At 72.0% G+C, this 24,544-nt stretch carries 23 protein-coding genes; 18 read left to right on the top strand and 5 right to left on the bottom strand.

What is annotated here, in order from left to right; all coding sequences use genetic code 11:
• Positions 1–58 precede the first annotated feature (58 nt).
• Both I5Q34_RS18070 and I5Q34_RS18065 read left to right on the top strand, forming a co-directional pair.
• Positions 59–1,792, top strand: a complete 1,734-nt coding sequence (locus I5Q34_RS18070) for an ABC transporter ATP-binding protein (protein WP_199893319.1) — start codon at positions 59–61, stop codon at positions 1,790–1,792.
• A 68-nt stretch (positions 1,793–1,860) separates the two neighbouring features.
• Complete coding sequence (locus tag I5Q34_RS18065) at positions 1,861–3,759, top strand: ABC transporter ATP-binding protein (RefSeq protein ID WP_199893404.1); 1,899 nt, start codon at positions 1,861–1,863, stop codon at positions 3,757–3,759.
• A 444-nt stretch (positions 3,760–4,203) separates the two neighbouring features.
• Here I5Q34_RS18065 and I5Q34_RS18060 read toward each other — a convergent pair whose 3' ends face one another.
• A complete protein-coding gene (locus I5Q34_RS18060) occupies positions 4,204–5,043 on the bottom strand; it encodes an alpha/beta hydrolase (RefSeq protein WP_199893318.1) in 840 nt (279 codons plus the stop codon).
• A 200-nt stretch (positions 5,044–5,243) separates the two neighbouring features.
• Here I5Q34_RS18060 and I5Q34_RS18055 point away from each other — a divergent pair, with 200 nt between their 5' ends.
• The 8 genes from I5Q34_RS18055 to I5Q34_RS18020 all read left to right on the top strand — a co-directional run bounded on the left by I5Q34_RS18055 (position 5,244) and on the right by I5Q34_RS18020 (position 12,896).
• A complete protein-coding gene (locus I5Q34_RS18055; RefSeq protein WP_199893317.1) occupies positions 5,244–6,041 on the top strand; it encodes a response regulator transcription factor in 798 nt (265 codons plus the stop codon).
• Positions 6,042–6,065: 24 nt separating this feature from the next.
• On the top strand, positions 6,066–7,088 hold the full coding sequence (locus I5Q34_RS18050; protein ID WP_199893316.1) for a LacI family DNA-binding transcriptional regulator: 1,023 nt from the start codon (positions 6,066–6,068) through the stop codon (positions 7,086–7,088).
• Positions 7,089–7,360: 272 nt separating this feature from the next.
• Positions 7,361–8,452, top strand: coding sequence for a S1C family serine protease (locus I5Q34_RS18045; protein WP_199893315.1), 1,092 nt, complete (start codon positions 7,361–7,363; stop codon positions 8,450–8,452).
• Positions 8,453–8,503: 51 nt separating this feature from the next.
• On the top strand, positions 8,504–9,226 hold the full coding sequence (locus tag I5Q34_RS18040; RefSeq protein ID WP_199893314.1) for a response regulator transcription factor: 723 nt from the start codon (positions 8,504–8,506) through the stop codon (positions 9,224–9,226).
• Positions 9,223–10,608 (top strand): cell wall metabolism sensor histidine kinase WalK, encoded by a 1,386-nt coding sequence (locus tag I5Q34_RS18035; protein WP_199893313.1) that lies wholly within the window; start codon positions 9,223–9,225, stop codon positions 10,606–10,608. The genes I5Q34_RS18040 and I5Q34_RS18035 overlap by 4 nt, the downstream gene beginning before the upstream one ends.
• 453 nt (positions 10,609–11,061) lie before the next feature.
• On the top strand, positions 11,062–11,961 hold the full coding sequence (locus I5Q34_RS18030) for an Rpn family recombination-promoting nuclease/putative transposase (protein WP_199893312.1): 900 nt from the start codon (positions 11,062–11,064) through the stop codon (positions 11,959–11,961).
• A complete protein-coding gene (locus I5Q34_RS18025) occupies positions 11,958–12,257 on the top strand; it encodes a hypothetical protein (RefSeq protein ID WP_234429065.1) in 300 nt (99 codons plus the stop codon). Before I5Q34_RS18030 ends, I5Q34_RS18025 begins: the two co-directional genes overlap by 4 nt.
• Positions 12,258–12,395: 138 nt before the next feature.
• Positions 12,396–12,896 (top strand): hypothetical protein, encoded by a 501-nt coding sequence (locus I5Q34_RS18020; RefSeq protein ID WP_199893311.1) that lies wholly within the window; start codon positions 12,396–12,398, stop codon positions 12,894–12,896.
• Here the strand turns inward: I5Q34_RS18020 and I5Q34_RS18015 are convergent.
• From I5Q34_RS18015 to I5Q34_RS18005, 3 genes are all read right to left on the bottom strand, one after another.
• On the bottom strand, positions 12,886–13,380 hold the full coding sequence (locus I5Q34_RS18015) for a hypothetical protein (protein ID WP_199893310.1): 495 nt from the start codon (positions 13,378–13,380) through the stop codon (positions 12,886–12,888). The genes I5Q34_RS18020 and I5Q34_RS18015 overlap by 11 nt on opposite strands.
• Before the next feature lie 132 nt (positions 13,381–13,512).
• The gene (locus I5Q34_RS18010) at positions 13,513–13,704 is read right to left on the bottom strand and encodes a DUF397 domain-containing protein (protein WP_199893309.1); all 192 of its coding nucleotides are present in this window, start codon (positions 13,702–13,704) and stop codon (positions 13,513–13,515) included.
• 9 nt (positions 13,705–13,713) lie between these two features.
• Positions 13,714–14,565 (bottom strand): Scr1 family TA system antitoxin-like transcriptional regulator, encoded by an 852-nt coding sequence (locus tag I5Q34_RS18005; protein ID WP_199893308.1) that lies wholly within the window; start codon positions 14,563–14,565, stop codon positions 13,714–13,716.
• 154 nt (positions 14,566–14,719) lie between these two features.
• Between I5Q34_RS18005 and I5Q34_RS18000 the strand changes: the two genes are divergently transcribed.
• Complete coding sequence (locus I5Q34_RS18000; RefSeq protein WP_199893307.1) at positions 14,720–14,989, top strand: hypothetical protein; 270 nt, start codon at positions 14,720–14,722, stop codon at positions 14,987–14,989.
• Positions 14,990–15,058: 69 nt separating this feature from the next.
• Here I5Q34_RS18000 and I5Q34_RS17995 read toward each other — a convergent pair whose 3' ends face one another.
• Positions 15,059–16,858 (bottom strand): bifunctional UDP-sugar hydrolase/5'-nucleotidase, encoded by a 1,800-nt coding sequence (locus I5Q34_RS17995; RefSeq protein WP_199893306.1) that lies wholly within the window; start codon positions 16,856–16,858, stop codon positions 15,059–15,061.
• Between the two features lie 227 nt (positions 16,859–17,085).
• Here I5Q34_RS17995 and mshD point away from each other — a divergent pair, with 227 nt between their 5' ends.
• From mshD to I5Q34_RS17960, 7 genes are all read left to right on the top strand, one after another.
• Entirely contained in the window at positions 17,086–18,003 is a 918-nt protein-coding gene (mshD, locus tag I5Q34_RS17990) for a mycothiol synthase (protein ID WP_199893305.1), read from the top strand.
• A gap of 124 nt (positions 18,004–18,127) precedes the next feature.
• Entirely contained in the window at positions 18,128–18,565 is a 438-nt protein-coding gene (locus I5Q34_RS17985) for a GntR family transcriptional regulator (RefSeq protein ID WP_199893304.1), read from the top strand.
• Complete coding sequence (locus tag I5Q34_RS17980) at positions 18,562–19,497, top strand: ATP-binding cassette domain-containing protein (RefSeq protein ID WP_199893303.1); 936 nt, start codon at positions 18,562–18,564, stop codon at positions 19,495–19,497. Before I5Q34_RS17985 ends, I5Q34_RS17980 begins: the two co-directional genes overlap by 4 nt.
• Complete coding sequence (locus tag I5Q34_RS17975) at positions 19,494–20,447, top strand: ABC transporter permease (protein ID WP_199893302.1); 954 nt, start codon at positions 19,494–19,496, stop codon at positions 20,445–20,447. The genes I5Q34_RS17980 and I5Q34_RS17975 overlap by 4 nt, the downstream gene beginning before the upstream one ends.
• Before the next feature lie 199 nt (positions 20,448–20,646).
• Positions 20,647–23,010, top strand: coding sequence for an RNA degradosome polyphosphate kinase (locus I5Q34_RS17970; protein WP_199893301.1), 2,364 nt, complete (start codon positions 20,647–20,649; stop codon positions 23,008–23,010).
• Complete coding sequence (locus tag I5Q34_RS17965) at positions 22,991–23,911, top strand: CHAD domain-containing protein (RefSeq protein WP_277965520.1); 921 nt, start codon at positions 22,991–22,993, stop codon at positions 23,909–23,911. Before I5Q34_RS17970 ends, I5Q34_RS17965 begins: the two co-directional genes overlap by 20 nt.
• Positions 23,908–24,315 carry an NUDIX hydrolase gene (locus I5Q34_RS17960; protein WP_374193033.1) on the top strand — a complete coding sequence of 136 codons (408 nt, stop codon included), beginning with the start codon at positions 23,908–23,910 and terminating at the stop codon, positions 24,313–24,315. The genes I5Q34_RS17965 and I5Q34_RS17960 overlap by 4 nt, the downstream gene beginning before the upstream one ends.
• Positions 24,316–24,544: the final 229 nt, after the last annotated feature.

Here is a 24,544-nt window from a genome sequence, read left to right as displayed (position 1 = left end):
GGAAGAACCGGGGAAAAACCAGGGGATCCGATGAAAGGTGTTCGCATAGGCTGCTGGTGTGTTGGTACGTCTCCTCCGGGCTCATCTGAAGCCCTACTCCCGGCCGATCGCGCTGGTGGTGCTTCTGCAGCTCGTGCAGACCCTCGCGACGCTCTATCTGCCCACCCTCAACGCGGACATCATCGACAAGGGCGTCGTCAAGGGCGACACCGGATACATCCTCACCACCGGCGGCGTGATGATCGCCGTCACCGTTGCCCAGATCGCCTGCGCCATCGGCGCGGTGTACTTCGGTGCCCGGACGGCCATGGCGGTCGGCCGCGACCTGCGGGCCGCGGTCTTCGACCGGGTGCAGTCCTTCTCCTCCCGCGAGATGGGGCAGTTCGGGGCGCCCTCCCTGATCACCCGGACCACCAACGACGTCCAGCAGGTCCAGATGCTGGTCCTGATGTCGTTCACGCTGATGGTCACCGCGCCCATCATGTGCGTCGGCGGCATCGCGATGGCCCTCAACCAGGACGTCGCGCTGTCCGGCCTGCTGCTGGCCATCGTGCCGGTGCTCGGCATGGTCGTCTCGCTGGTGATCTGGCGGATGCGGCCGGTCTTCCGCGGCGTCCAGAAGCGCATCGACACCGTCAACCGCGTGCTGCGCGAGCAGATCACCGGCATCCGCGTGATCCGCGCCTTCGTCCGCGACACCCATGAGCGCGAACGTTTCGGCACCGCCAACACCGAGCTCATGGACGTCTCGCTGCGGGCCGGCCGGCTGATGTCGGTGATGTTCCCGGCCGTGATGCTCGTGGTGAACGTGTCCTCGGTCGCGGTCCTGTGGTTCGGCGGACACCGCATCGACAGCGGCGACATGGAGATCGGCGCGCTCACCGCCTACCTCGCCTATCTGATGCAGATCCTGATGGCGATCATGATGGCCACCTTCATGTTCATGATGGTGCCGCGCGCCGAGGTCTGCGCCGAGCGCATCAACGAGGTCCTGACCACCGACTCCAGCGTCGTGCCGCCCGCCGCGCCCGTCACCGGGCTGCGCCGGCCCGGCCATCTGGAGCTGCGCGGCGTCGAGTTCCGCTACCCGGGCGCCGAGGAGCCCGTCCTCAAGGACGTCTCCCTCACCGCCCGTCCCGGCGAGGTCACGGCCGTCATCGGCTCCACCGGCAGCGGCAAGTCCACGCTGCTGGGCCTGGTCCCCCGGCTCTTCGACGCCACCGGCGGCGACGTCCTGGTGGGCGGGGTGGACGTCCGTGAGCTCGACGCGGCCGCGGTGTCCCGCGCCGTCGGGCTCGTCCCGCAGAAGCCCTACCTCTTCTCCGGCACCGTCGCCTCCAACCTCCGCTACGGGCGCCCCGACGCGACCGACGAGGAGCTGTGGCGCGCGCTGGAGACCGCGCAGGCCCGCGACTTCGTCGAGGCCATGGAGGAGGGGCTCGGCGCGCCGATCGCCCAGGGCGGCTCCAACGTCTCCGGCGGCCAGCGCCAGCGCCTGGCCATCGCCCGCGCCCTGGTCGGCCGCCCCGGCATCTACCTGTTCGACGACTCCTTCTCCGCGCTGGACTACGCCACCGACGCCCGGCTGCGCGCGGCCCTCGCCGACGGGACCGGGGACGCGACCGTCGTCATCGTCGCCCAGCGCGTCGCCACGATCCGCGACGCCGACCGGATCGTGGTCCTCGACGAGGGGCGCGTCGTCGGCACCGGAACCCACACCGAGCTGATGGCCTCGAACGAGACCTACCGGGAGATCGTGCTCTCCCAGCTCACCGAGGAGGAAGCCGCGTGAGCAGCGCCGAGAAACCGAAACCGGCGCAGCGCCGTGGCCCCGCCCCGGCCACCGGCATCGCGCGCCACATGGGCGGCCAGCCCACCGAGAAGTCCATGGACTTCAAGGGCTCCAGCCGCCGGCTGTTCGCCCGGATGCGGCCCGAGAAGCCCAGAGTCGTGGCCGTGCTGCTGCTCGGCCTGGCCAGCGTGGCGCTCACCGTCGTCGGCCCCAAGGTCCTCGGCCACGCCACCGACCTGATCTTCTCCGGGGTCGTCGGCGCGCAGATGCCCTCGGGCACCACCCGCGAACAGGCCCTGGAGGGCCTGCGCCGCGAGGGCCACGGCAACGTGGCGGACGTCCTGTCCGGCGTCTCCTTCACCCCCGGCCAGGGCATCGACTTCGACGCGGTCGGCACCGTCCTGCTCTGGGTGCTGCTGATCTACGTCTTCGCCTCGCTGTTCAGCTTCGTCCAGGGGCGGGTCGTCACCACCGCCATCCAGCGCACCGTCTTCCGGCTGCGCCAGGACGTCGAGGACAAGCTCGGCCGGCTGCCGCTGAGCTACTTCGACAAGCAGCAGCGCGGCGAGGTCCTCTCCCGGGCCACCAACGACATCGACAACATCGCGCAGACCCTCCAGCAGACGCTGAGCCAGATCATGGCGTCCGTTCTGACCATCGTGGGCGTGCTGGCCATGATGTTCTGGATCTCCTGGCTGCTGGCCCTGGTCGCGCTGGTCACCGTGCCCGTCTCGGTGATCGTCGCCACCGCCGTCGGCAAGCGCGCGCAGCCGCAGTTCGTCGCCCAGTGGGCCTCGACGGGCAAGCTCAACGCGCACATCGAGGAGATGTACACCGGGCACTCGCTGGTCAAGGTCTTCGGCCGGCAGCAGGAGTCCGCCGAGGTCTTCCGCCGGGAGAACGAGGAGCTCTACCGGGCCGGTTTCAAGGCCCAGTTCATATCCGGGCTCATCCAGCCCGCGATGATGTTCATCGGCAACCTCAACTACGTGCTCGTCGCCGTCATCGGCGGGCTGCGGGTCGCGAGCGGCTCGCTGTCGATCGGTGACGTCCAGGCGTTCATCCAGTACTCGCGGCAGTTCAGCCAGCCGCTCACGCAGGTGGCCTCCATGGCCAACCTCGTCCAGTCCGGCGTCGCCTCCGCCGAGCGGGTCTTCGAACTCCTCGACGCGGACGAGCAGTCGGCGGAGCCGGCGGACGCGGCCGCGCTCGGCGCCGTGCGCGGCGAGGTCTCCTTCGAGAAGGTGGCCTTCCGCTACGAGGCGGACAAGCCGCTGATCGAGGACCTGTCGCTGACGGTCCGGCCCGGCCAGACGGTCGCCATCGTCGGCCCGACCGGCGCCGGCAAGACCACGCTGGTCAACCTGCTGATGCGCTTCTACGAGGTCGGCGGCGGACGCATCGTGCTGGACGGCGTCGACGTCGCCTCCCTGTCCCGGGAGGAACTCCGGTCCCACATGGGCATGGTGCTCCAGGACACGTGGCTCTTCGGGGGCACGATCGCGGAGAACATCGCGTACGGGGCGGAGGGCGCTTCCATGGAGCGGATCGTCGCGGCGGCGAAGGCCACGCACGTCGACCGCTTCGTCCGCACCCTTCCCGACGGCTACGACACCGTCATCGACGACGAGGGCTCCAACGTCTCCGTCGGCGAGAAGCAGTTGATCACGATCGCCCGGGCGTTCCTGGCGGAGCCGGAGATCCTGATCCTGGACGAGGCGACGAGCTCGGTGGACACCCGCACCGAGGTCCTCATCCAGCAGGCGATGGCCCAACTGCGCACGGGCCGCACGAGCTTCGTGATCGCGCACCGGCTGTCGACGATCCGCGACGCGGACGTGATCCTGGTGATGGAGGCCGGACGGATCGTGGAACAGGGCGATCACGAGTCGCTGCTGGCGTCCGGGGGCGCGTACGCCCGCTTGTACGAGGCGCAGTTCGCGCAGCCGGTGGCGGAGGGGGCGTAGGGGGTTCCCTCCGGGGGCTCGTCCAGGGGGTTTGCCCCAGCCCCGCCCTTTCACCGTTTCCGCAGGGGCCGCGCCCCTTCGCAACCCGCGGGGCGGGGGGCGGTGGCGCGGGGCGCGCCGGGCCCGCGCTCCGCGCGGGCGGGCGGGGCTCCGCCCCTGCACCCCGCCGGGGGCTTCGCCCCCTGGCCCCCTTTTCAGCCCGTCCGGCGCTTGAGGACGAACGCGGCGCAGCCGCGTTGCGGGGTCCGGGGCGAAGCCCCGAAGCGGGGTCCAGGGGCGGAGCCCCGGTGGGGGTGCAGGGGGCGAAGCCACCGCTCCACCGCTCCACCGCTCCACCGCTCCACCGCTCCACCGCTCCACCGCTCCACCGCGCGGAGCGCGGTGCCGGGCCCCGGGGCGGAGCCCCGGAGGAAACGGTGAAAGGGCGGGGCGGGGAGCAAACCCCTACCGGATCGCCCACCGGGCGATCCGTTCCAGCAACCCCACCCCCGCCGCCCCCTCCGCATGCCCGAACCCCCGCTCGATCCACAGCTCCGTGGACGCCGGATCCCCGGCCGCCGCCAGCGAGCGCGGGTGATCCAGAGGGAAGTACGCGTCCCGGTCGCCGTGCACGATCAGCAGCGGGCGCGGCGCGATCCGCTCCACCGCCGCCACCGGCGGCACCGGGACCGGGTCCCACTCCTCGCCCAGCACCCGCGTCCGGAGACCGAGGCGCGTCACCACCCGCCCCGACGGCCGCGTCACCGCCCAGTGCAGCCGCCGCATCGGCGCCGTCCCCCGGTAGAACCAGCGCGCGGGCGAGCTGACCGACACCACCGCGTCGGCGTGCGCCTCGGCGTGTGCTCCCGTGCGCCCCTCGTGCTCCGAAACGGTCCCGGGTACGTACAGCCCCCCGTGCCGCAGTACCACCGAGCCGCCCATCGAGAAGCCCACCGTGACCACTCGCCGGTGCCCCAGCGCACGTGCCCACCACACGGCGGCGGCCAGGTCGAGGACCTCCCGGTCGCCGACGGTCGAGCGGCCGCCCGACCGTCCGTGCCCCCGGAAGGAGAACGTGACGACGGCCGCGCGCCGGGCGAAGACCTCCGCCGCGCGCCGCAGCGCGGGCCGGTCCAGCGCCCCGCCGAAGCCGTGGGCGAGCACAATGGCAGCACCGCCGGCACCGGGTTCGTAGGCCGCCTCCACGCGCACCCCGTCGGCCGTCAAGAGGACGATGCGATGACCACCCGAAGTGATCGACGAAACACAAGGTCGGGCAAAGTCTCCGGGGCCCTTCGAAGTCATGTGGGTTATTCTGCTGCCCAGAGAGGATCCGGGCAGAGTCGCCCCCGGGTCCTTTTGTGCATTCGGACGCTCGTGAGCGCGAGTGGTGCGCCCGGACGCACGCGTGGGAGGCACCCCCGTCGCAGGGACCGAGGAGGAACCGACGTCATGGGCGAGCGAAGTGTGCACGACCGTACGAGGACCGGGGCGGGTGGCCGCCGATGAGCTCCCTCCTGCTGCTGACCAACGCACTCCAGCCCTCCGCCGAGGTGCTGCCCGCGCTCGGACTGCTGCTGCACAGCGTGCGCGTGGCCCCGGCCGAGGGCCCGGCCCTGGTGGACGTGCCGGGGGCCGACGTCATACTGATCGACGGCCGGCGGGACCTCCCGCACGTCCGCAGCCTGTGCCAGCTGCTCCGCTCCACCGGACCCGGCTGCCCGCTGATCCTGGTCGTCACCGAGGGCGGCCTGGCCGCCGTCACCGCGGACTGGGGCGTGGACGACGTCCTCCTCGACACCGCGGGCCCGGCCGAGGTGGAGGCCCGGCTGCGGCTGGCGATGGGCCGGCAGCAGATCTCGACGGACGACAGCCCCATGGAGATCCGCACCGGGGACCTCTCCGTGGACGAGGCGACGTACAGCGCCAAGCTCAAGGGACGGGTGCTGGACCTCACCTTCAAGGAGTTCGAGCTGCTGAAGTACCTGGCCCAGCATCCGGGCCGGGTCTTCACCCGGGCCCAGCTGCTCCAGGAGGTCTGGGGCTACGACTACTTCGGCGGCACCCGCACCGTGGACGTCCACGTCCGGCGGCTGCGGGCGAAGCTGGGGCCGGAGCACGAGTCGCTGATCGGCACTGTCCGGAACGTCGGCTACCGGTTCGTCCTCCCCGAGAAACCGGAAAAAGCGGAGAAAACGGAGAAAAGCGAGAAGGCGGACGCTTCCGCGCCGCCCGCGGCCCACGCCCCCGATCCCGGCCCCGATCCCGCGCGAACGAGGGGCGCTCGACCGGCCAAACGGTAGGTGGACCCGCGTAGACTGCCCGCCGTGGCCAAGGTGACGCGGGACGATGTGGCGAGGCTGGCGGGGACATCCACCGCGGTGGTCAGCTACGTCATCAACAATGGACCGCGCCCGGTGGCACCGGCGACGCGGGAACGGGTGCTGGCCGCGATCAAGGAGCTCGGCTACCGGCCCGACCGGGTCGCCCAGGCCATGGCCTCGCGCCGGACGGACCTCATAGGCCTGATCGTCCCGGACGCGCGGCAGCCCTTCTTCGCGGAGATGGCGCACGCGGTGGAACAGGCCGCGGCCGAGCGCGGCAAGATGGTCCTGGTCGGCAACTCCGACTACCTCGACGAACGCGAAGTCCACTATCTGCGGGCCTTCTTGGGCATGCGGGTCTCCGGGCTGATCCTCATCAGCCAGGGCCCCAGCGAGCACGCCGCGATCGAGATCGACGCGTGGGACGCGCGGGTGGTGCTGATGCACCGGCGCCCGGACGCGATCGACGACGTGGCCGTCGTCACGGACGACGTCGGCGGCGCCCAGCTCGCCACCCGCCACCTCCTCGAACACGGTCATCCGTACGTCGCCTGCCTCGGCGGCCTGGAGCACACGCCGGCCGTCGGCGACCCCGTCACGGACCACGTCGAGGGCTGGCGGCGGGCGATGCGCGAGGCCGGCAAGCCCACGGAGGGCCGGCTCTTCCCCGCGCCCTACAACCGCTACGACGCCTACAAGGTCGCCCTGGAGCTGCTGGCCGGCCCCGACCGCCCGCCGGCGATCGTCTGCGCCACGGACGACCAGGCCATCGGCGTCCTGCGGGCGGCCCGCGAACTGCGCATCGACGTGCCGGGGGAGCTGGCGGTGGCCGGCTTCGACGACGTCAAGGAGGCCGCCCTCACGGACCCGCCGCTGACGACGGTCTCGTCGGACCGGCAGGCGATGGCGCGATCGGCGGTGGATCTGGTGCTGGACGACGGGCTGCGTTTTTCGGGGACGCGGCGGGAGAGGCTGAAGCAGTTTCCGTCGGCGCTGGTGGTGCGGCGCTCCTGCGGGTGCGGGTAGTTGTCCGCGGGGCGGTTTTCCCCACACCGCCCTTTCTCCCCCAGAGGGGGTGCCCCCAGTTTCCCGTGCGCTCCGCGCGGGTGCGACGCGGCTTCGCCACGTTGGTCCTCAATCGCCGGACGGGCTGAATCGCCGGACGGGCTGAATCAGCGCGGGTCCGGGGCAAAGTCCCCCTACCGCAACCACCCCCACACCCGAATCCCACACCCTTCTCGCGCCCTTCTCAGCCCTCGCTCAGACTGTTCTCATGAACACGGAGGACAGTCATACACATGACGACGGAGAACCCCCGCCCCGGCGGCCACCAGTACTCTGACCAGCCCTTCCACGCCTACCCGAGCCCCCCGCCGCACCCGCCGCAGGCCCCGGTCAGCACCCCCGAGGGCACCACGGTCTGGCCCGGCGACGGCGGGAACGGCGGGAACGGCGGCCACGATCCGTACGCCTACGCCGGCTTCGCCGCGGACCCCGCCCCCGAAGCACGCCGCAGGCCCCGCCGCGCCGGCACCCTCGTCGCCGCCTGCGCGCTCGTCGCCGCGCTCGTCGGCGGCGGCTCCGCCGCCCTGGTCAACGGGCTGACCGGGAAGGACGGCGGCGGCAGCAGCCAGTCCACCCCGGTGCAGAACGCCTCCGCCAAGAGCAACGGCGTCGGCGCCGTCGCCCAGGCCGTCAGCCCCAGCATCGTCGAGATCAAGGCCAACACCGACAGCGGCCGGTCCACCGGCTCCGGCGTGATCATCAGCGCCGACGGCGAGGTCGTCACCAACAACCACGTGGTCGCGGGCGCCGACAGCGTCCAGGTCACCCTGAACGACGGCACCACCAAGACCGCCAAGGTCGTCGGCACCGACCCCGGCAAGGACCTCGCCCTCATAAAGATCCAGGGCGCGTCCGGCCTCAAGGCCGCCAAGCTCGGCGACTCCGGCAAGCTGCGGGTCGGCGACCAGGTCGTGGCCATCGGCTCCCCCGAGGGCCTCACCGGCACCGTCACCAGCGGCATCGTCTCCGCCCTCAACCGCGAGGTCACCGTCCCCAAGGAGTCCGGCGGCGACGGCCGGCAGCAGCGACAGCAGCGCCAGTGGCCGTTCGAGTTCGGCGGCAACCAGTACAACGGCGACACCGGCTCGTCCAAGACCACCTACAAGGCGATCCAGACCGACGCCTCCCTCAACCCCGGCAACTCCGGCGGCGCCCTCATCAACATGAACGGCGAGATCATCGGCATCAACTCGGCCATGTTCGCGCCCGGTTCGGGCGGCGGCTCCTCCGACAGCGCCGGCAGCGTCGGCCTCGGCTTCGCGATCCCGGTCAACGACGTGAAGGCCGACCTCGCCTCCCTCCGCGCGGGCGGCAGTGGCGACTGACGCCGTGCGAAGCTGGAGATCACAGCCGTTCGCAGAGCACGAGGTACGCCGATGAGCCCCGCCGAGCCCGCCGCCCGCATCCTGGTCGTGGACGACGAACCCGCCGTCCGCGAGGCGCTCCGCCGCAGCCTGGCCTTCGAGGGCTACGACACGGAGCTGGCCGTGGACGGCCTGGACGCGGTCGAGAAGACGGCGGCGTACGGGCCCGAACTGATCGTCCTCGACGTGCTGATGCCCCGCATGGACGGCCTCACCGCCGCCCGCCGGCTGCGCGCCTCCGGCGTCACCACCCCCATCCTCATGCTGACCGCCCGCGACACCGTCGGCGACCGGGTCACCGGCCTCGACGCCGGCGCGGACGACTACCTGGTCAAGCCGTTCGAGCTGGACGAGCTCCTCGCCCGCATCCGCGCCCTGCTGCGCCGCAGCTCCTACGCCGCGCCCGCGGCGCCCGTCGAGGAGTCGCCCGCCCTGTCCTTCGCCGACCTGCGGATGGACCTCGCCACCCGGGAGGTCACCCGGGGCGAGCGCAAGGTCGAGCTCACCCGCACCGAGTTCACCCTCCTCGAACTCTTCCTCCACCACCCCCGGCAGGTGCTCACCCGCGAGCAGATCCTCAAGCACGTGTGGGGCTTCGACTTCGAGCCGTCCTCCAACTCCCTGGACGTGTACGTGATGTACCTGCGCCGCAAGACCGAGGCCGGGGGAGAGCCGCGGCTGGTGCACACCGTGCGCGGCGTCGGCTACGTCCTCCGGGCGGACGGCGCCGAATGATCGAGCGACTCCGCCGGCTGCCGCTGCGCTCCCGGCTCGCCCTGCTGACGGCCGCGGCCGTCGCCGTCGCCGTCGCCGTGGCGGCGGGCGCCTGCTGGATACTCACCAAGCAGCAGCTCGAACAGCAGCGGGACGTCTCGCTCACCAGCCAGCGGGTCGGCGACGACACCGTGAGCCAGCTGCTGCGCACCTGCGGCGCCCAGGTGAACGGCGAGCTGCGGTACCCGACCCCGTACACGATCCAGGTCGTCACCTCGGACGGCGTGGCCTGCACCCAGGTCGGGAAGTCGCCGATCCGCGTCACGGTGGACGACCTCGCCGTCGCCGACGGGCAGCTGCCCGACGCGCTGCACGACGCGCGCACCAAGGACGGCAAGGAGATGCGCGTCGCCACCAGCCCGGGGCCGGGCTCCACCGCCGTGATGATCGCCCAGCCGACGAACGACATCGACAAGCCGATGAACGCGCTGGCCCTCGTCCTCGTCATCACCGCCGGCGTCGGCGTCCTCGGCGCGGCCGCCATCGGCCTGGTCGTCGCCCGCGCCGCGCTGCGCCCGGTCGACCAGCTCACCGACGCCGCCGAGCACATCGCCCGCACCGAGGACCTGGCCGTGCGCATCCCCGCCGAAGGGGAGGACGAAATCGCCCGCCTCTCCCGCTCGTTCAACTCCATGACGGCGGCGCTGGCCTCCTCCCGCGACCGCCAGCAGCAGCTCATCGCCGACGCCGGGCACGAGCTGCGCACCCCGCTCACCTCCTTGCGCACCAACATCGACCTGCTCGTGCGCAGCGAGGAGTCCGGCCGGGCGATCCCGCCGGACGACCGCAAGGCGCTGCTCGCCAGCGTCAAGGCGCAGATGACGGAGCTGGCGGACCTGATCGGCGACCTGCAGGAGCTGTCCCGTCCGGACGCGGCCCCCGGCACCGCGCCGCTTTCGGTCATCGGCCTGCACGAGACGGTCGAACGCGCCCTGGAACGGGCCCGCCTGCGCGCGACGGGCCTGACCGTCACGTCGTCCCTGGAGCCGTGGTACGTCCGGGCCGAGGCGCCCGCCCTGGAACGGGCGGTGGTCAACCTCCTCGACAACGCGGTCAAGTTCAGCCCGCCGGGGGGCGAGGTGGAGGTACGTCTGGCCGCGGGCGAACTCACCGTGCGCGACCACGGACAGGGCATCCCGGCGGACGAACTCCCGCACGTCTTCGACCGGTTCTGGCGCTCGCCGTCCGCGCGCAGCCTGCCGGGCAGTGGGCTGGGCCTGTCGATCGTGGCCCGCACGGTCCGCCGCGCGGGCGGCGAGGTCGCCCTGCGCCCGGCGGAGGGCGGCGGAACGGTGGCCGTGCTCCGGCTGCCGGGGGCGCCGGTGGAGCCGCCGGCGCTGTGAAGGGACACGCGGGGCGGCTGTCGCAGAGGTACGAGCATCCGATGCGCAGTGCCGCCAACGCGGCGTCGAGGCGGCGGCGTTGGCGTTCGTCCACGCCCTCCGGCCAGTCGCCGGGATCGATGAATCCCCAGGTGATCACGGACTCGCCACAGGCGACCCGGGGAGCGTGACGAACCGTGTCCGGGCGGTGCCCAGGGTGCCGCCGGTGGCCGGTTCCGCGCGTGGTGCAGTGCGGCGAGGAGTACGGACGCTGGCTCGCCCTCGTACGCCAACTGGCCACCACCCATGGGGTGGAGGCCGCCTGGAAAGGCGAACTCCGCCGCACCATGAAGTGGATGTGGTTCACACTGCACACCCCCGCCGTTTCTAACGCACGTACGAGCGACCCGCTCGAACGAGTGGTCGTCGATCGACCGCCGGGCGTGTGCCCGTTCGCGGCCATAACGTCAGCCCATGGTCACTTCACACCATGAGGCGTCACACCGGATCTTCGAGAAATATCCGGAGCTGCTGGCGCCCGTGTTCCGCGTCCTGGGCGTGCCGATGCCTGCAGGGGAGCCCGAGCCGCTCACGTCCGATGTCACAGAGGTCAAACCGATCGAACGGCGGGTGGACACCGTGCTGCGGGTCCGCTCCCCGGGCGGCGGAAGCGGCCGTCTGATTGTCGCCATCGAGGCGCAGGGTGCCAAGGATCCGGACAAGCCGGTGAGCTGGGCATACTACTTGTCGTACTTGAAGTCCAAGTACCGTTGTCCCGCGCTGCTCCTCGTGGTCTCCAGCAACAAGTCCACTGCCGACTGGGCCAAGGGCCCCTTTGAGCTCGGCACCGAGGCCCATCCCGCGTTGACCGTGCACCCGCTGGTCATGGGGCCTGGAAACACTCCTGAGATCGTTGATCCCGAGGAGATCGCTCAGGACCCGGTCATGGCGGTCTTCTCCGCCATCACTCACGCGCGGAGCGAGGTGATCGAGGACATACTGGACCCGCTGGCCCGTGTCCTGGGCGCCGAAGACTCGGAGGCCCACGCGTACCTCATCGAGTTGGTGGAATGCGGCCTGGCGGACTTCCAGGCCGCGAAGGAGATCTGGGAGGAAAAGATCATGGCCGTTCGCAGCTACTTCCCCGGCCGGGGCACGATCATCGAGAGGACCCTGCAGGAGGGCGAGGCCAAGGGCCGGGCCGAGGGCCGGGCCAAGAGTGTGCTCGGCGTGCTGGAGATGCGGGACGTGTCCGTGCCACCGGAGGTCCAGGAACGGGTCATGGGCTGCACCGATCTGGGCGTCCTGGACAGGTGGTTCACCCGGGCCTTCAGCGTGGTCGGCGCCGAGGAGCTCTTCGAGGGGGAGAGTTGACCGAGCTGGTCGCGGAGGCGGCTTTCAGCCAGGAGCAGCAACGCGTCCGCGACGGTTGGATCGGTGGCGGTCTGGATCCCTTCCTCGTGGTGCTCGGACTGTCATTGCGCAGGGAGCACCGGGCCGGGGTGCGTGCGCGCGAGGTCCTGCGCGTGCTGGAGAATCGGGGTGTTCCCACGCCTCCCGAGGTCCGGGCGCGGATCGAGCGCTGCAACTGCTTCGATGTCTTCGACCGCTGGTGGCACCGGGCCTTCACGGTGACCAAGGCGGAAGACATCTTCGACGAGAACAACTGAGACTCTTGTTCCGCCGGGTCGTTCCCGGCGGGACGAAGGGGCGTCCGCCCGCCCGTGTTCGTGGGGGTGGCCCACCCTACGTTCACCCGGGAGCGGAAAACCAGCCGCTCGCCTGAGGCGCCGCCTCAGCGGAAGGGGATGAGCGGGCCGTCGACGTCGAGGGATGTGGGTGGGCGCGTCCGCTTCACCGGTCTGCATGCGTCCCTTCCGCTCGGCGAACTCGTCGGCGACACGCCCGGTCAACTCGCCGCCATGCGCGAATGGTTCGACCTCGCCGACCCGGTCGCCTCCTTCGCGGTGGGCGTCACTGCGGTCGGCGGACCGGTGATGTCCGGCAGGCTGCAGGACGCGAGGGACGCCGTTGCGGAACGGCTCGACGGCATTGCGGGCCATGAAGCCACGTACGAGGAGGCCGGCATGCCGGGCCTGGCGGGTGCACGCGGCGAGCGCGGCTTCAACAGGGCGCGGGAGCGTGGCGTACTGCGCTTCGCCTGCTGTACGAGGGAGTGGTCGCCGGACGTCGCCGTGCGGCTGGCCGAGGAGGCGGGCGGCGCGCTGCGCGGGGCCGGGTGCGCGGAACAGGTGGTGGTGAGCGCGTCGCTGTCTCTCGCGGACGCCGTCGGCACTGTCAGGCGGTGACGGCGTAGGACGAGAGACGGCGGCCGTTGCGGAGGTAGGGGCAGCCGGTGTCGAGGGCCGTCAATGCCGCCTCGATGCAGCGCTGTTGCTGCGCGTCCACACTGTCCGGCCAGCGGGCCGGGTCCACGAAGCCCCAGGCCAGGATCTCCGTGTCGCCGCCCTGGGGGAGCGTGATGCACGCGGTCTGCGCGGTGCGCAGAGAGCCGCCGTGGACGACGACCGTGAGGGATTCCGCGTCCCCGGGCGACGACGGCTCGGGGTCCGTGTGGTCGATGGTGAGGACGGGGCCCGGGTCCCTGTGGATGCCGAGCTGGCGGCGTACGTGGTAGGCGGCTGTCCAGAGGGCGGTTTCGCGGCGGAGGGCGGTGCCGCCGGGGAGTTGGCGGCGGCCGGTGGCGCCGGAGGTCACGAGGAGCGGATGGCCGAGTTCGTTGGTGAGGAGCATCTGGCCGATGAGGCGTCGGGGTGGGGTGTGATCCGTCATGGGGCAGCGGGCTCCCTTGCGGTGAAGTGCCGTGTGGGCAGGCGGGGTTGCCGAGTGGCGGCAACGTAGCGCCGCCCACAGTGGAGTCGCAAGCGTTCTACGTCGAACGAGTGCGACGCATCGCGCATTCCGCTACATCGGGTGATCGAGCGTCCCCGCCTTGACGCCCAGGAGGAGGGGCCGCAGTCTCTCCGGGGTGGTGCGGACCGCGACCCCGGGCTCGTCGCTCTCGCGCAGGAGGATGTGTATGCCCGGGTGGGCGAGTTCTATGCAATCCACCGAGTCGGTGGAAAACGAAGACTTTTGCCACCTGATATCCGACATGTGTAGCCTTCACAGTTCTTGAGCGATGGCGCGCAGGAAGTCACGCGTGGCCTTGGGGTCAAGGGAAAGCTTTTCCGTGTGGTCCAGGATGAACCTGTGGTTCGCCAGATGCGTTTCCGTATCCAGTAGAGCATTGCCGTTCGCCACGTCGAGGTGAATGGTGTCCAGTTGGGGAACGGGCCCCGCCGCGTACTTCGTGGACGTTCCCGCGTTGGGGAACCCGCCGGCCGAGAACGGGACGGCGCGTACGGTGATGTTGCTCCGTTCCGAAGCTTCCAGTACGTATTCCAGTTGGTGCCGGGTCACCTTCGGGCCGCCGAACTCCATGCGCATGGCCGCCTCATGGATGAGGAACATGCAGGTCAGGCCATCCTTCTTGTCGAGGACGTCGCGGCGCCTCATCCGGAACGAAAGCCTGCGGCGCAGTTCCACGGGTGAGGGCGCGGGTGCCGCCGTCGAGAGGACGGCCTTCGCGTAGTCCTCGGTCTGGAGCAACCCCGGCATATGCATGATTTGCACGGAACGCAGGCTGCGGGCGTGGTGTTCGAGCTCGGCCAGATCGAGCGCGCCCCTGGTGATGGTCCCCCGATACTCCTCCCACCACCCCTTCCCCCGCTCCTCCGCCATGGCGGCCAGGGCGTCGACGTACGCCTGATCCGCGCACTCGTAAATGCGCGCGAGCGATCGCACCCGTTCCGCGCTGACCCCGAATCGTCCGGCCTCGATATTGCTGATCCCGGTGCGGTTGGTCCCCAACTGGTCGGCTGCCTGTGGGGCGTTCATGCCCGCTCGCTCGCGCATCTTGCGCAACTCCGCGCCCAGGCGCTGCTGGCGGGCGGTCGGTGCTGTTCTCGGTGGCACGGTCTCGTTCCTCCCCAAGGTCGCCCCCATGCTGCCATGTGCGCCCCCGGCCGACAGGTTTGGCAGAGGGGTTTGCCGGTTTGGGTAGTAGAGGTTCTACGGGGTGCCCTATTGTCCTGGAGCCATGGGCCGGTTGGAGTTCAGGAGGCACCTCATGAGTACAGCCACAGTTACAGCCACAGCCACCCCCGCGTACCGCATACTGGCCCCCGCCGAGCCCGCCTCCGCAGGTGTCGCGAGCGAGTTCGTCGCGGCGGTGCTCATCGTCCTCGGGCGGGTCGCGCTGATCAACGACGCGCGGCTGTGCGTGGCGGGGATGGTGGACGACCTCGTACAGGCGGGCAGGGAAGGTGAGTTGACGGTCGGCGTCGGGATGCGCGGCGGAGGGGTCGTCGTCACCGTCGCCGTGGACGGCGGCGCTTGAAACGACAACGCGGGCCCGCACCCGTTCGAGAACGAGTGCGGGCCCGCGGAGGGAAAGCCGGAAAGCCGGTTACTTCACGATCGTGATGCGCTCCGCCTTCGGCGGGTCCAGCGGCGCGGACTTCGACGAGTGCGCGCCCAGGTACGACAGGAAGGCGTCCAGGTCGGAGACGCCGTTGAGCTTGTTCTTGGCCTCCTTGAAGGCCGGGAAGCCGTCGCCGCCGCCCATCAGGAACTCGTTCGCCGCGACGCGGTACGTCTTCGCCGGGTCGATCGCCTCGCCGTTGAGCTTGACCGACGAAACCACGAGACGGTCGGCGCCGGTCTTCTTCATGTCCAGCGTGTACGTCAGGCCCTTGCTGATCTGCAGGATCTTCGGCTGCGAGCCGTTGACCGCGCCGCTGACCTGCTGCTGCAGGACGGAGATGACCTGCGCGCCGGTGAGGTCGGCGACCTGCGTCATGTTGGTGAACGGCTGGACGGTGAACGCCTCGCCGTAGGTGACGACGCCGTCGCCCTCGTCGCCCGACGCCTTGAAGGCGAGGTCGGAGCGGACGCCGCCGGCGTTCATGAAGGCGATCTGGGCACCGCCCTTGTCGGCGGGGGCGTGGGCCTCCAGCTGGGCGTCGGCGATGACGTCGCCGAGCGGCTTCTCGTACGCCTCGGAGCCGCGGCCGTTGATGTCGGCGGAGATGTAGCCGACGGCGCGGTTGGCGACCGGGGCGGCCAGCTTCTTCCAGCGGTCGATGAGGGCGGTCATGTCGGCCGCCTTCGGCCGGTCGTGGTCCACGACGTGGTTCGCGGCCCGCGCGTGCTGGACCGGCGTGCGGACGAAATCCTTGGTGCGGCGGTCGTACTTGAGCGTGGTGTCCGTGTACAGGCGGCCGAAGGAGGACGCGGAGGTCACCGTGCGCGGGTTGCCGGCCGGGTCCGGGATGGTGCAGTTGTACGCCTGGTGCGTGTGGCCCGTGATGAGGGCGTCCACCTTGGGCGTGACCTTCTTGGCGATGTCGACGATCGGGCCGGAGATGCCGGCGCCCGCACCCGGGGTGTCGCAGTCGTAGTTGTACGAACCGGAGGCGGGCATGCCGCCCTCGTGGACGAGGGTGACGATGGCCTTGACGCCCTTGCGGTCCAGCTCGTTCGCGTACTTGTTGATCGTGGCGACCTCGTCGGCGAACTTCAGGCCCTTGACGCCCTGGGCGGTGACGACGTCCGGCGTGCCCTCGAGCGTCAGCCCGATGATGCCGACCTTGACGCCCTTGTGGCGCCAGATCGTGTAGGGCTTGAGGATCTGCTTGCCGGTCTTCTCCTCGGTGACGTTGGCCGCGAGGTAGGAGAAGTCGGCGCCGCGGAACTTCTTGCGCTTCTCGAAGCAGCCGTCCTTCGGGTGGCAGCCGCCGCGCTGCATCCGCTGCAGCTCCGCCTTGCCCTCGTCGAACTCGTGGTTGCCGACCGAAGTGGCGTCCAGCTTCAGCTTGTTGAGCGCCTCGATGGTCGGCTCGTCGTGGAAGAGGCCGGACATCAGCGGGCTGGCGCCGACCATGTCGCCGGCCGCGGCGGTGATCGAGTACTCGTGCCCCGCGCGGGCCGAGCGCAGCGCGCTGGCCAGGTACTCCATGCCGCCGGCGGGTATGACCTTCTTCGTCCCGTCCGGCTGGTCCTCGGTGACGGTGCCGGAGGAGCCCTGCGGGGCCTCCAGGTTGCCGTGCAGGTCGTTGAAGGACAGCAGCTGGACGTCGACCGTCCGGTTGCCGTGGTGGAAGATCGCCGCCCCGGCGGGAGCGGCGGTGAGGACACCGGCGGTGGCGGCGAGGACGGCGGCCGTGGCCAGCCGTCCCGCGAGGCGCTTCCGTGGCGTCGCGTGCATGGGTACCCCTTATGTACGTCTGCGGAGGTGTCGGGAGAAGTGACTGCGGAAGCCTATGGTCAACGCGCGTAGCGCCGCAGCCTGGGGCTATGTGACGAATTGGTGGAGGTTGGGTTCCGGCCGGTCGTCACCGGCGGGACGGTGGCCGGAAATCGACTGTCCCCGGCCGGAAAACGTCGATGCGGGCACTGCCTCGGCCCGCCGGGCGCCCGGCATAGGCTCGCACCATGACTGACGAGCTGAAGGACGTGGGCGGGCGGCGGGTCGAGGTGCTCGAGGAGCTGGCACCCGAGTCGGTGCGGGAGGTGCTGGACCTGATCGCCGCGGCGGCGGCCGCGGACGGCCAGCAGGCCGTCTCCGAGCAGGGCCGGCTGCAGCTGCGGGGCCGCCGGGCGGGCGTACGGCACGTACTGCTGCGCGAGGACGGCGAGCTCGTGGGGTACGGGCAGCTGGAGGACACCGACCCGGTGGAGGCCCCGGCGGGCGAGCTGGTGGTGCACCCCGCGCGCCGGGGGCGCGGCCACGGCCGGGCGCTGGGCAGCGCGCTGCTCCAGGAGTCCGGCAAGCGGCTGCGGGTCTGGGCGCACGGCGGCCACCCGGCCGCGCGGCACCTCGCCCAGGTGCTGGGGATGAGCCTGTTCCGCGAGCTGCGGCAGATGCGGCGGCCGCTGGCGGATCTGGAGCTGGGCGAGCCGGTCTTCCCGGAGGGCGTGACGGTGCGGACCTTCCGGCCCGGCGAGGACGACGCGGCCTGGCTGGCGGTGAACGCCGAGGCGTTCGCCCACCACCCCGAGCAGGGCTCGCTCACCCAGCGGGACCTGGACGACCGCAAGGCGGAGGGCTGGTTCGACCCGGAGGGCTTCTTCCTCGCGGAGCGCGCGGGGCGGATCGTCGGCTTCCACTGGACGAAGGTGCACGCCGCGGAGGGGCTGGGCGAGGTGTACGTCGTCGGGGTGCGCCCGGGCGCCCAGGGCGGCGGGCTGGGCCGGGCGCTGACCGCCCTCGGCCTGCGCCACCTGGCCGCGCGGGGGCTGCCGACCGCGATGCTCTACGTGGACGCGGACAACCTCCCGGCGGTCGCGGTGTACGAGCGGCTCGGGTTCGCCGTCCACGAGACCGACCTGATGTACCGGACGGAGAGCTGACGGACCGGACGGAGAGGGCGGAGAGCTGACGGACTCCGGCGGGCTCGCTCCGGCGGGCTCGCGCTTGACACATACCGGCCACGCCATCACCCTTTCACTAGTCAATTAGTGAAAGGGTGATGGCGTGGTCGAGTTCCGCATCGACCGGCGCAGCGGAGTCGCCACGTACCTGCAGATCGTCCAGCAGGTGAAACAGGCCCTCCGGCTGGGCCTGCTCGCGCCCGGCGACAAGCTGCCGACGGCCAGGGAAGTCGTCGCCGCCACGGCCATCAACCCCAACACCGTCCTGAAGGCCTACCGCGAGCTCGACCGCGAGGGCCTGGTCGAGGGGCGCCCGGGACTGGGCACCTTCGTCCGGCGCTCCCTGGCCCGGCCCGGCGCCTCGGCCGGCTCGCCGCTCCGCGCCGAGCTGGCGGCCTGGGCGGAGCACGCCCGCGCCGCCGGGCTCGACCGGGAGGACGCGGCCGCGCTGGTCTCCGCCGTCCTGGAGGAGACCTTCGGCGAGACCCCCGGCGGGGCCTTCGAGGGACGGGCGGCACAGCCTGTGAAGGGGACCGGATGACCGACCTGACGTTTCTGCCCGGCCGGACCGCTCTGGAGGCGGTCGGCCTGGGGGTGAGATACCGGCGCGGATGGGCGCTGCGCGACTGCTCGTTCCGGGTGCCGGCGGGCCGGGTCTGCGCGCTGGTCGGACCCAACGGGGCGGGAAAGTCCACCCTGTTGTCGGTCGCGGCCGGGCTGCGCCGGGCCGGCGAGGGCGCGTTGTCCGTCCTGGACGGCGCCCCGGGCGCGCCCGGCGTCCGGCCGCGGGTCGCCCACCTCGCCCAGGACAAGCCGCTCTACTCGTACTTCACGGTCGAGGACACCCTGCGCATGGGCCGGGAGCTCAACCCGGGCCGCTGGGACCAGGGCGCGGCCGAGCGGCTGGTCAAGGAGGGAAACCTTCCTCTGCACGCCCGCGTCGGCCGGCTCTCCGGCGGCCAGCGCACCCGCGTCGCGCTCGCCCTCGCCTTCGGCAAGCGGCCCGAACTGCTGCTGCTGGACGAGCCGATGAGCGACCTCGACCCGCTCGTGCGGCACGAGATGATGGCCGCCCTGATGGCCGAGGCGGCGGAGAACGCCACCACCATCGTGATGGCCTCCCACGTCCTCGCCGAGCTGGAGGGCGTCTGCGACTACCTGCTGCTGATCGGCGACGGCCGGGTGCGGCTGGCGGGCGAGGTCGAGGACCTGCTCTCCGCGCACCGCCGAGTCGTCGGCCGGCACGAGGACACCGCCCCGCCGCGCGCGTTCGCCGCGCACACGGTGATCTCCTCGCGGACCACCGGGCGCCAGCTCACCGCCATGATCCGGCCCGAGGGCCCGCTCGCCGGGCAGTGGGAGGCCGAGGAGCCCTCGCTGGAGGACCTGCTCCTGGCGTACCTGCGCAACCCGGAGGCCCCGTCCCTGCTCACCCCGAGCGCCGAGCCGCGCTCCCGGAAGGCGGCGGCATGAGCGCGCTCGCCCTGGCCCCCAGGGGGCTGACCTGGCTGGTGCTGCGCCAGCGCCGGGGAGCGGTGTGGACCGGGCTGGCGGCGCTCTTCGTGGTCGTCGTGCAGCTGGTGATCCTGCGGTTCGCGATGGTGAACGTCATCGAGCGCGACGGGCTCGGCGAGGGGTGCACCTCGGCCGGCTGCCTGAACGCGACGGACGCCTTCCGCTCGTCCTACGGCGACGTCCTGCACTACAACGGCCTGCTGTTGCAGTTCCTCCCGCTGGTCATCGGCATGATCGTGGCCGGTCCCATGGTCGCCCGCGAGCTGGAGAGCGGCACGTTCAAGGTGGTCTGGACCCAGTCCGTGACGCCGGTGCGCTGGCTGCTGGCCCAGCTCGCGGTGCCCACCGCCGCCGTGCTCGCCGGGGTGTCCCTGCTGGCGGCGGTCTACACCTGGACGTGGTCCGCGGTGCCGGACGGCGTGCTGCCCGGCCAGATCTGGTACCAGTCCTTCGACATGCTCGGCCCGGCTCCCGTCGCCGACGCCCTGGCGGGCATCGGGCTCGGCGCGCTGGCCGGCCTGCTGGTGCGGCGCACGGTCGGCGCGATGGGTCTGGTGTTCGTCGGCCACGGGCTGCTCGGGCTGGGCCTGGGGGTGCTGCGGCCCTTCCTGGTCGCCCCCTGGACGCAGACCACGCCGGAGCTGCCCGGTCTCTCCGGCGACGACAGCTGGCGCTTCGAGCGCGGCATCATCACCCGTGCGGGTGAACGCATCGTGGACGCCCAGTGCGACGTCGGAGTGGATCCCGTCCGCTGCCTGGCGCAGCACGGCGCGGACCAGTGGTACCTGGACTACCACCCCGCCTCCCACCTGTGGCCCCTGGAGTGGGCCGAGGCCGGGATCCTGGTCGCCGTCGCCGTCCTCGCCGGCACGGCCGCCGTCCGGCTCGTGCGGCGTATGCAGCCCTGAAGGGCCCGGCGGCCGCCCCGCGCCACCGCGGGGAGGCCGCCGGGTTGCCCGGACGCCATGTGGGCGTCACCCGCGGTTCAACCGCGGTTGCGAGCCTGGCGGAATGCAGCCCTTCGCCCCCCGCGGACGACGGGGCGGGCCACGAGCCGCCCCCGTCTCCGTCGTGCCCGCTCCGCGCGCGGAGCGGCACCATGAAGGTATGGCAGATCCCTCGGCGTCCGAGCGTCCCCGGGACGAGGACCGTTCCCGGGACGAGGACCCACCGCGCGACGACCGGCGGGCGGTGCCCCGCCCCGCCGGCTTCCTCACCGCGCGCCGGCCCGGTGCGGCCTTCTCCCCGCTCGTGCCCGAGCTGGAGCCGGACCTCGACGGCGAGCTGGACGCGTACGACGCCTACGCGTCCGGGGAGTCCCGCTCGTACGCGGACGCCCGCGGCATCGACTACGTGGACGGCTACGACGAGCGCGAGGGCGACCCCGCCCGCGACGCCGAGCCGCTGCCCGAGGGCCGCTTCCTGGACCGCGAGCGCAGCTGGCTGGCGTTCAACGAGCGGGTGCTGGAGCTGGCCGAGGACCCGGCCACGCCGCTGCTGGAACGCGCCAACTTCCTGGCGATCTTCGCCAGCAACCTCGACGAGTTCTTCATGGTCCGGGTGGCCGGGCTCAAGCGCCGCATCGCCACCGGGGTCGCCACCCGCTCCGCCTCCGGGCTGCAGCCCCGCGAGGTGCTGGAGCAGATCTGGACCCGCTCCCGCGAGCTCATGGCCCGGCACGCCGCCTGCTTCCAGCAGGACGTCGCCCCCGAGCTCGCCGAGCAGGGCGTCCACCTGATCCGCTGGCCGGAGCTCACGGAGAAGGAGCAGGGCCGCCTGTTCACCCTCTTCCGCCAGCAGATCTTCCCCGTCCTCACCCCGCTCGCCGTCGACCCGGCGCACCCCTTCCCGTACATCTCCGGGCTCTCGCTCAACCTCGCGGTGGTCGTCCGCAACCCCGTCAGCGGGCACGAGCACTTCGCACGCGTGAAGGTCCCGCCGCTGCTCTCCCGCTTCCTGGAGGCGTCCCCGCAGCGCTACGTGCCGCTGGAGGACGTGATCGCGGCGCACCTGGAGGAGCTGTTCCCGGGCATGGAGGTGCTCGGGCACCACATGTTCCGGGTGACGCGCAACGAGGATCTGGAGGTCGAGGAGGACGACGCGGAGAACCTGCTCCAGGCCCTGGAGAAGGAGCTCATGCGGCGCCGCTTCGGGCCGCCGGTGCGCCTGGAGGTCGAGGAGTCCATCGACCCGTACGTCCTGGACCTGCTGGTCCGCGAGCTGAAGATCACCGACGCCGAGGTCTGCCCGCTGCCCGGGCCGCTGGACCTCACCGCGCTCCTCGGCATCGCCGCCCTGGACCGGCCCGAGCTCAAGTACCCCAAGTTCGTCGCCGGCACCCACCGCGACCTCGCCGAGGTCGAGTCCGCCTCGGCGCCCGACGTCTTCGCGGCGCTGCGCGAGCGGGACGTGCTGCTGCACCACCCGTACGACTCCTTCTCCACCTCCGTGCAGTCCTTCCTCGAACAGGCCGCCGCCGACCCGGACGTCCTCGCCATCAAGCAGACGCTCTACCGGACCTCCGGCGACTCGCCGATCGTCGACGCGCTCATAGACGCGGCCGAGTCCGGCAAACAGGTCCTCGTCCTGGTCGAGATCAAGGCGCGCTTCGACGAGCAGGCCAACATCAAGTGGGCCCGCAAACTGGAGGAGGCCGGCTGCCACGTCGTCTACGGGCTGGTGGGCCTCAAGACGCACTGCAAGCTGTCGCTCGTGGTCCGGCAGGAGGGCGACATCCTGCGCCGCTATTCCCATGTGGGAACGGGCAATTACCACCCCAAGACCGCCCGGCTCTACGAGGACCTCGGCCTGCTCACCGCCGACCCGCAGGTCGGCGCCGACCTCTCCGACCTCTTCAACCGGCTCTCCGGCTACTCCCGCCGCGAGACCTACCGGCGGCTGCTGGTGGCCCCCCGGTCGCTGCGCGACGGCCTGGTCACGCGCATCTCCAAGGAGATCGCCCACCACCGGGACGGGCGGCCCGCCGCCATTCGCATCAAGGTCAACGCCATGGTCGACGAGGCCGTCGTCGACGCCCTCTACCGGGCCTCGCGGGCCGGGGTGCCGGTGGATGTCTGGGTGCGCGGCATCTGCGCGCTGCGCCCGGGCGTGCCCGGCCTCTCCGAGAACATCCGGGTGCGCAGCGTCCTGGGCCGCTTCCTGGAGCACTCCCGGCTGTTCGCCTTCGCCAACGGCGGGGAGCCCGAAGTCTGGCTCGGCAGCGCCGACATGATGCACCGCAACCTCGACCGGCGCATCGAGACGCTCGTCCGCGTCACCGACCCCGCGCACCGGGCCTCGCTCACCCGGCTCCTGGAGCTCGGCATGTCCGACCGGACGGCCTCCTGGCACCTGGGGCCGGACGGCGAGTGGACCCGGCGCGCGACGGACCCGGACGGGCAACCGCTGCGCAACGTACAGGAGATGCTCATAGACGCCCGGAGGCGCCGGCGTGGTTCAGCGACACCGTGATCCGCTGCTCGCGGAGAGGGGCGGGCAGCGGCCCGCCGGGGACGCCCTCGGGCGCTATCTGCACCGGCAGGCGACGGATTTCCTGCGCGGCCTGCGGCTGCACGCGGAGGCCGGGGAGGCGGCCGGGGCCGCCGGGCTGCTGCGGTCCGCCGCCCGGCGGATCTCCGGCGCGCTGGAGGTCTACGGCCCCCTGACGGACGCCGACTGGTCCGACGCCTTCCGCGCCGAACTGGCCTGGGTGACCGAGACGCTGGGCCGCGAGTACGTCTGCGAGGCGCGGCTGGCGCGGCTGCGCGGCGCCCTGCACCGGCTCTCCTGCGGGGCGCCCGACGTGGGCTCGGCCCGCGCCGGGGCCCTGCTGGAGCGGCAGTTGACGCTCGCCCGGAACCGGGCGCACTCGGCGGCGCTCCAGGCGCTGGGCTCCGCGCGCTTCCACGCCGTCGCCGACACGGTCGCGTTACTGTCCGCCGACCCGCCGCCGGCCCCCGCCGCGCGCGAGACGCTCCCGCTGCTCGCCGACCGGGCGCACCGGCGGCTCCTCGACGCGGTCGGCGTCCTGTCCTACGACACGGAGGCGCTGGCCCTGGGCGAGGACGGACCCTGGCACCGGGTGCGCTCACTGGTGCGGCTGCGCCGGTACGCGCAGGAGGTGCTCGACGAGCAGCACGGGGCGGAGGCCGAACCGGCCCTGTCCATCCACCTGTTGAGCGCCGGGCAGGCGCTCGACCGGCACCGCGACGCGGCCGGGGCGGCCGCCGCGGCCGCGTCCGCGGCCCGGACGCCGCGCATCGCGCCGGCGACGGCGTACGCGCTCGGGGTGCTCCACGCGGACCAGCGGCACGAGGTGGAGGCGGCGCGGTTCGCGTTCGGGCGGGTCTGGCAGAGGGGGGTTCCGTCGTGACGGTGGTCCTGGCTGCGGGCTGCGTCCTGTGGCGCCGGGCGCCGCTCTCGGGCATCGAGATAGCCCTGGTCCACAGGCCGCGCTATGACGACTGGTCGTTCCCGAAGGGCAAGCTCAAGCGGGGCGAGGAGCCGGGGGCGGGCGCGATGCGCGAGGTCCGCGAGGAGACGGGCATGGACTGCCGCCTGGGCCCGCCCCTGCCGACGGCCCGCTACGTCCTGGAGGACGGCCGCCGGAAGGAGGTCCGCTACTGGGCGGCGGAGGCGACGGGCGGCACGTTCGCGCCGAACCGGGAGGTGGACCGCGTCCGCTGGCTGCCGCCGCCGGAGGCGCGGGCGCTGCTGACGCAGGAGCGGGACGGGGAGCTGGTGGGCGCGCTGCTGGCGGTGCTGCCGGGTGGGTGATCCCCCGCCCGCCCTTTCACCGTTTCCCGGGGCGGGGCCCCGGACGCGGTGGGCGGGGCTCCGCCCCTGCACCCCGCCGGGGGCTTCGCCCCCTGGCCCCCTTTTCGGGGCTGCGCCCCTGGCCCCCGAAGCGCCCTGCGGGCGCTGTCCTCAAGCGCCGGACGGGCTGGATTGGGCGCGCCATTTCAGCCCGTCCGGCGTTTGAGGACGAACGCGGCGCAGCCGCGTT

Source organism: Streptomyces sp. AV19 (genome assembly GCF_015999245.1).
GTDB lineage: Bacteria > Actinomycetota > Actinomycetes > Streptomycetales > Streptomycetaceae > Streptomyces.
Note: the sequence above shows the minus strand (reverse complement) of the source record. Positions and strands in the feature narration are given on the sequence as shown.